Genomic DNA, 6,814 nt, shown 5'->3' with positions numbered 1-6,814 from the left:
GACGACGTCGCTGCCGTTGAAGCCGTTGAGTGAGAGCAGAAGGGCGCCGAAGGCGAGTGCGACAAGAACTGCCGCGATGGGTGTCAGGGCGCTGATCGCAGCCTGCGAGAGTGTCCTGTAGAAAGCTTGGGCTGCTTGAGAATTCACGGTCTCATGCACTCCCTGGTTTATCTCAGCCATGGGTGTGTCCATTGGTGTGATGCGGGAGGTGGCTGCGGCTGGATATCCCGCCGCAGCGTGGAGGCAACTATTCTGCGCCGGTCTTGATCTCGCCGGAGGCGATCTTGGCACTGATTGCCTTGACCTCGGCGCGGATATCCTCCGGCACGGAGACCGGGCCGTCGTCGCGGAAGGTAAACGAAATAACCTTCGGGTCCTTCAGGCCGAAGACCACGTTCTCCGTCGGCGGGTGGCCTTCCTTGATCGACCGAACCACTTCCACCACGCCTTGAGCATAATCGGCGACGTAGAGCCCCAGGATGTTGTTGGGTGCTACCTCGGTAAAGTCGCTGAAGATCGAGAAGGAGCGCACGTCCGGGCCGGATTCGGCAATCGCCTGGTAGCCGCCGACGGTTGCGCCCGAAGCGTTCGGCACGACGAAGTCGGCACCTTGCGAGATCATGCTGAGCGCCGCTTCCTTGGCAGCCGTCGTGTCGGTGAAGTTGCCGATATAGGCTTCGCTGATCGGGAAGTTCGGATTGACGCTCTTGGCGCCGTTCTTGAAGCCGGCGAAAGCCTGCTGGATCGGCGGGATTTCCATGCCGCCGACGAGGCCCGCCTTGTCGCCCATTTTCGCAGCGATGACACCCATCAGGTAGAAGGGCTGGCTGGTATCGGTGTTGAGCCCGATGACGTTGCCTTCGTGGATCGCGCTCGACGAGATCAGGAAATAGGTGTCCGGATAGTCGAGTGCGACATCGCGCGCGGCGTCCTGGAACTCGAAGCCGTGGCCAAGGATGACCTTGTAGCCCTGGCTCGCATAATCGCGAAAGGCCTTCTCGAAGGAGGCCGGGTTCTGCTGCAGCTCGACATAGCTGATCTTGGCGCCAAGCTGTTCCTCAACGCCCTTGAGTGCGTTGTAGCCGATCCGGTTCCATCCTTCTTCGGAGACACTACCGGGCACGAGAAGGCCCATCTTGAAGTCTTCGGCTCGTGCATGGTCCAGCCAGAGGGTTCCGGCAAGGGCCAGTCCGAATGTGGACGCAAGCAGTGAACGACGCGAAATCTCAATAATCATTTCATTCCTCCCATTAGATTGAAGTTCCAATCCCCCCGGAGCAGTCGTTCCCTTTATGCGTCCTCCTTCAGGCGGATATTTTCAGTGGCGCTCTGCGAGACAAGGCGCCCGTTCGAGAAGACGAAAGCCCGATCCGGCCCGCCGGCAACCAGTGTGTCGGTATCGATGCAGTCGGTAATGACGAAGTCGGCGCGCGCGCCGGGCTTCAAGCCATAGTCCTTGCCAAGCCCCATCAGGCGGGCAGGGGCGGCCGTGATCATGTTGTGCGCGGCGGCGAGCTCGTCTCCGCGCAAATGGCCGGCAAGCAGCGTCCAACGGGCGATTTCCAGCATGTCGCCCGAGCCGGTCGGAACGAACGGATCCTGGATGTTGTCCGATGCCGTGGCGATGGTGATCCCCGCGCGATAGAGTTCGGCCACACGCGTCAGCCCACGCGGCGGCAGTACGTCGTAGTCGCGGCCTTGCAGATAGAGGTTTGCGGCCGGCAGCGTCACGACGCCGACATCCAAATTGTTCAGACGCTCGGCTATCCGCTGGAACTCCCGACGGGGCAGGGCGCTCAACACCGAGACGTGGCTGAAGACGGTGCGCCCCTGCATGCCGAAGCGCTCGACGCGATCGAGAGCGGCATCGATGAGATGCACGCCGGCATTGAGATGTTCGTCGAGGTGCAGGTCGATCGGTTTGCCTGATTTCACCGCGGCGGAAAACAGGATGTCGAGGTAACGCGGCGGGTCCTCGGAAACGGCGGGCGTGCCGCCAACAGCATCGGCGAGCGCAACGGCGCCGTCGATGTTGTTGCCGAGCCACTCGAAGTCCTGGCCGGGATGCGGCGTCATGAAGGCGACGAGCTGAAGCGTGATGCGGTGCTTTTCGGCGTCGCGAATGGCGGCCAGCGTCTGGATGCCGTGGAAACCGGCATCCTTGTCGACGTTGATATGGCTGCGGATCGCGGTCGTTCCGCGGGAAAGACATCGCCCGACCGTGCGCGTCGCCCGCTTGTGAATGTCGTCGGGGCCGGCGGTGCGGGCGTATTTGGCAAAGGCTTCGCGGGCGCCTTGGAGCGTGCCGGAGGGATTGGGCGTAAACCGCAACACCCCCGTCTTGTCGAGATGCTGGTGCGCGTCGACGAAGCCCGGCGAAACGAGCATGCCGGAAATGTCGATGCAGGCGCCGCAGGAACCGGTCTCGAGAAAGGGATCTACGACCGAGATGCGCCCGTCGGCGCCGACGATGATGTCGCTTGCCGACTGCGAGCCGCCATCGTTGATGACGGCTCCGCCCGTAAGCGCAAAGGACTGACCGGGGATCAGTCTTGCGAGCAACGCAGCTGGATTTTCACGTACCATGTCGTCCCCACCTTGTTGTTATGGCGGAAGACTAAGCACGCGCCTTTAATTCAAACAAATTCATTATTTCAATCGTTTGATAAATGGATCGTAATAATTGCCGATGGCAAGACAACGCTCGAGCATCGCCTCTTTCACGGAAAGGGACGTCCGAGCAAATGGTTGACCGGCAATCTGGCATGGGCCGATACGATCGGCTTTTGGCATCGGCCCGGTTCGCATTCAGTGCCTGTATTGCGGCTCCTCCGCGTCGAGTTGCCGGCGGATGGCGGCAAGATGGGCCCGTGCCGACTGAGGATCACCCTCACGCATCTGCCTGTAGGTGGCCTCCGCGATCTCCGGGTCGACCGGGAGGACCTCCCGACCGGTGGACATGGCAAGCACCTGCACTTCGGCCGCCCGTTCCAGATAGTAAAGATCATCCCAGGCTTCGGCGACCGTCGGCGCCAGGACCAGCACGCCGTGGTGTTTCAGGAAGACGATTTCGGCGTCGCCTGCTGCGGCCGCAATGCGGGCGCCTTCCCGACGGTCGAGGGCAAGGCCGTTGTAGTTTTGATCTACAGCGGTGCGACCATAGAACTTCAGCGCCGTCTGGCCGGCCCAGATCAAGGGCGCGCCCTCGGTCATGGACAATGCCGTCGCATAAGGCATGTGCGTATGGAAGGCGACTTTGGCGCGCGGCAGCCGGCGGTGGATTTCGGCGTGGATGTAGAAAGCGGTCGCCTCCGGCTCACCGTCACCGTCGATGACGGTGCCGTTGAAATCGCACACAAGCAGTTTCGAGGCCGTCAGCTCGCGAAAGGCATAGCCGTAGGGATTGACGATGAAGAGATCGTCATGGCCGGGCACGACTGCCGAAAAATGGTTGCAGATGCCCTCTTCGAAGCCGTTGCGCGCCGCCATGCGGAAGCAGGCAGCCAGATCTTCCTTGATGCTGCGGATGGCGTCGGTGGAAAGGTCGGGCCGGTTCGGCCGTGTCGCTTCGGTGCTGCTTTTCAGGGAATGGGCCATGAGTGCTCCTGGTTTGGCTTGAGCTGGGCGCGGCGGCCGGCCGAAAGCCCGCCGCGCGCAGCGAATGCTGCGCCGTGCCTGCCCGCAGTTCGCGGTCCAGCAGCGCGCCCAGATAACGCCGGAAATTGCGTCGGGTCAAACAGCGCGTCGTCGCGTCTGCAGGCAAGGCGCCTGTCCTTTTCGCAAACGCTAGTGCATCGATTTCAGCAGGAAGTCGCGAAACCGCCGGGCAGCGGGAGAGAGGGAGCGCGTGCGTTTCTGGATCAGGCTGACTTCGCGCTTGATGTGCGGCTCTGTCGGCGTGCGCACGACGAGGCCCATGGAGGTCGCAAGCCGTGTGACCGCCGAAGTCATGATCGCGACGCCGAGCCCCCCTTCGACCATGCCGATGATCGTTAGCGGCAAGGCCACCTCCTGCATAGCCTTGTCGAACGGCAGCACGATACCGTTGCGCGCCAGCTCGTTTTCGAGCCGGTCCCTGATCGGATTGCCGCGGTGCGGACCGATCAGCTTGCGGTCGACGAGGTCGGTCCAACGAATTTCACGCAGCCTGGCCAGTGGGTCCTCCGGATGAAGGACGATGAGGAATTCGTCGGTCGTCATCCGGGTGCCCATCAATTCGGTATCGTCCTCCGGCACGGTTCCGATACCGAGGTCGACCGAACTGTTGGTCACCTGTTCCAGTACGGCGATCTCCGCAACGTCATGGAGAGCGACGGTGATATCGGGATAGAGCCGGGTAAAGGCGTTGACGAGCTGGGGCAGCATCAATGCCGCCTGCACGGTGCCGGCTGCGATCGAGACTTTACCGCGCCTCAGTGCGTTCAACTCCCTCGAATTCTCCACCATACCGTCGATGTCGGCGACGGCACGGGCGGCAACCGGCAAGATGTCCATGCCCGCCTGCGTAAGCCGCAGAAGACGCGTATGCCTGTCGAAGAGGCGCAGCTTCAAATTCTGCTCCAGCTGCCGCACCAGCGTGCTCACCGCCGACTGCGAGGAGCCGAGCCTGTCGGCGGCCAGGGTGAACTGCCCCAGATTGGCTACGGTGACGAAGGCTCGAAGCTGCTTCAGCGTAATGTCCATGTCGGCCCATTCATTCAATTACCATATGAATAAATATGATTGTGCCGATTGTTTGCTGATTTGGCCAGCCGCATGATCCGTATTGTACGGCGTGCGGTGACCAGATCATGAGGCCGAAGTTGCCCTCCCACCGCGCCGGAAGCTGTTCGCTGGGAGGAAAGCGAATGCATAAAACCGATACGACCGATCCTGTCGAAAAAACCTACCCGATCCCGAGTTTGATGGCCCTTGGCCTGCAGCACGTTCTCGTCATGTATGCCGGAGCGGTCGCCGTGCCGCTGATTGTCGGCAGCGCACTTCAATTGCCCAAGGAACAGATCGCGATGCTCGTCAGCGCAGATCTCTTCTGTTGTGGCGTCGTCACCCTCATCCAGGCGCTCGGCATCTGGAACATCGGCATTCGCCTGCCGATCATGATGGGGATCTCGTTCACCGCCGTGCCCTCGATCATCGCGACGGGCACCAATCCCGATCTCGGCATGCCGGGCGTCATCGGCGCCGTCATCGGTTCCGGGGTATTCACGATTCTGGTTGCCCCGTTCTTCGGCCGCTGGGTGCGGTTTTTCCCACCCGTTGTCACCGGCACGGTCATGCTGGTCATCGGCCTTTCGCTGATGCGTGTCGGGGTTAATTGGGCGGCGGGCGGCCAGCCGATGATCAAGGGTCCTGATGGCATGATGCCGAATCCTGCCTACGGCGCGCCCTTCGCGCTCGCAGTCGCCGCCATCGTGCTCATGTCGATCCTGCTTCTGACCCGCGTTCTCAAGGGCTTCATGGCCAATCTTGCAGTTCTGATCGGGATCGGGATCGGCTTTGTGGTCGCGATCGCTGCCGGCAAGGTGGATTTCCACGGTGTTGCGCAAGCCGATTGGGTGCGCATCATTCACCCGCTCGCCTTCGGATGGCCGATCTTCGAGTTCTGGTCGATCTTTTCGCTGTGTGCGGTCATGACGGTCATGATGATCGAATCGACAGGCCAGTTCCTGGCCGTCGGCGACATGGCCGGGCGCAAGATCACCGAGGCTGAGCTCACCCGGGGTTTGAGAACCGATGGTGTCGGCAACATCATCGGCGGCCTGCTCAACACCTTCACCTACACGACTTACGCGCAGAATGTCGGGCTGCTGCAGATTACCGGTGTGCTCAGCCGCTTCGTGGTGGCAGCCGGCGGCGCCATCCTGATCCTGCTCGGCTCACTGCCGAAGGTTGCCTTCGTCAGCGCATCGATCCCGAGCTACGTCGTCGGCGGTGCGGCCATCGTGATGTTCGGCATGGTGTCGGCCACGGGGGTGAAGATCCTGTCGAAGGTGGATTTCGCGGCCAACAGGCGCAACCTCTACATCGTCGCCGTCAGCGTCGGCCTCGCCATGGTGCCGGTTGTTGCCGAAAACATCTTCGACCAGCTGCCGGCAGCACTCGAGAAGTTTCTGCATAGCGGCGTGCTCGTCGGCACCTTTGCGGCAGCACTGCTCAACATCCTCTTCAACGGTGTCCCCGCCAGGGAGCCGGTCGAGGCCGAACTCGCCGAGGGCGCGCCCGCAGCCGACCCGGCCTAGAGGCCCGCATCATATTAGTCCGGCGGCGCACTTCAGCCGCCGGAGCCCCAAACCCCACGAGGAAACCATGAGACGCTTCGACTATCATCGGGCGGAAACGCTGGAGCATGCCTCCCGTCTTCTCACCGAGCTCGGCGATGACACGTTTCTGTTCAACGGTGGCACCGACCTTCTGGTCGAGATCCGCGAGCGGCTGCGCCGCGTGCGCAACGTTGTCGACATCAAGCAGATCCCCGGCCTCTCCGATATCACCTATGACGAGGCGCGCGGGCTCACCTTCGGGGCACTGGTGACGGTGGGACGCCTGGAACGTCTGCCGCTGGTCGGCCAGCGCTACCCGAATCTCAGAGCCGCCTTCGCTTCGCTCGGCTCCATCCAGGTGCGCAACCGCGCAACGGTCGTGGGCAACATCTGTCGCGCCTCGCCGTCCGCCGATACCATCCCGCCTCTGGTCGCGGATGGCGCCTTTGTGCACATCTACAGCCGCACCAACATGCGGATTGTGCCGATCGCCGAGTTCTTCACCGGACCCGGCAGGACCGTGCTTGCCAAGGGCGAGATCGTCACCGGCATCA

7 protein-coding genes are annotated in these 6,814 nt (G+C 62.2%); 2 read left to right on the top strand and 5 right to left on the bottom strand.

The features are described from left to right. From I8N66_RS32920 to I8N66_RS32900, 5 genes are all read right to left on the bottom strand, one after another. A partial coding sequence (locus tag I8N66_RS32920; protein WP_291163362.1) for a hypothetical protein occupies window positions 1-180 on the bottom strand: 180 nt, incomplete at its 3' end. A gap of 67 nt (window positions 181-247) precedes the next feature. Beyond that, complete coding sequence (locus tag I8N66_RS32915) at window positions 248-1,135, bottom strand: BMP family protein (protein ID WP_365888257.1); 888 nt, start codon at window positions 1,133-1,135, stop codon at window positions 248-250. 155 nt (window positions 1,136-1,290) lie between these two features. Next, window positions 1,291-2,586, bottom strand: a complete 1,296-nt coding sequence (locus I8N66_RS32910) for an amidohydrolase family protein (RefSeq protein WP_113541409.1) — start codon at window positions 2,584-2,586, stop codon at window positions 1,291-1,293. 222 nt (window positions 2,587-2,808) lie between these two features. Beyond that, window positions 2,809-3,597 (bottom strand): aldolase, encoded by a 789-nt coding sequence (locus I8N66_RS32905; protein WP_291163356.1) that lies wholly within the window; start codon window positions 3,595-3,597, stop codon window positions 2,809-2,811. Between the two features lie 189 nt (window positions 3,598-3,786). Next, window positions 3,787-4,683, bottom strand: a complete 897-nt coding sequence (locus I8N66_RS32900) for a LysR substrate-binding domain-containing protein (protein WP_113541407.1) — start codon at window positions 4,681-4,683, stop codon at window positions 3,787-3,789. A 164-nt stretch (window positions 4,684-4,847) separates the two neighbouring features. Here I8N66_RS32900 and I8N66_RS32895 point away from each other — a divergent pair, with 164 nt between their 5' ends. Continuing rightward, complete coding sequence (locus I8N66_RS32895; RefSeq protein WP_113541406.1) at window positions 4,848-6,239, top strand: nucleobase:cation symporter-2 family protein; 1,392 nt, start codon at window positions 4,848-4,850, stop codon at window positions 6,237-6,239. 67 nt (window positions 6,240-6,306) lie between these two features. Continuing rightward, a partial coding sequence (locus I8N66_RS32890; RefSeq protein WP_291163349.1) for an FAD binding domain-containing protein occupies window positions 6,307-6,814 on the top strand: 508 nt, incomplete at its 3' end.

This window comes from Ensifer sp. SSB1 (assembly GCF_016652895.1).
GTDB lineage: Bacteria > Pseudomonadota > Alphaproteobacteria > Rhizobiales > Rhizobiaceae > Ensifer.
The sequence above is the reverse complement of the archived record's forward strand: the minus strand, read 5'-3'. Positions and strand labels throughout refer to the sequence as shown.

Bases quoted from the DNA above. Each gene is read 5' to 3' on its own strand.
- I8N66_RS32915 (WP_365888257.1), bottom strand. From the start codon at position 1,135: ATGGGCCTTCTCGTGCCCGGTAGTGTCTCCGAAGAAGGATGGAACCGG.
- I8N66_RS32910 (WP_113541409.1), bottom strand. From the start codon at position 2,586: ATGGTACGTGAAAATCCAGCTGCGTTGCTCGCAAGACTGATCCCCGGT.
- I8N66_RS32905 (WP_291163356.1), bottom strand. From the start codon at position 3,597: ATGGCCCATTCCCTGAAAAGCAGCACCGAAGCGACACGGCCGAACCGG.
- I8N66_RS32900 (WP_113541407.1), bottom strand. From the start codon at position 4,683: ATGGACATTACGCTGAAGCAGCTTCGAGCCTTCGTCACCGTAGCCAAT.
- I8N66_RS32895 (WP_113541406.1), top strand. From the start codon at position 4,848: ATGCATAAAACCGATACGACCGATCCTGTCGAAAAAACCTACCCGATC.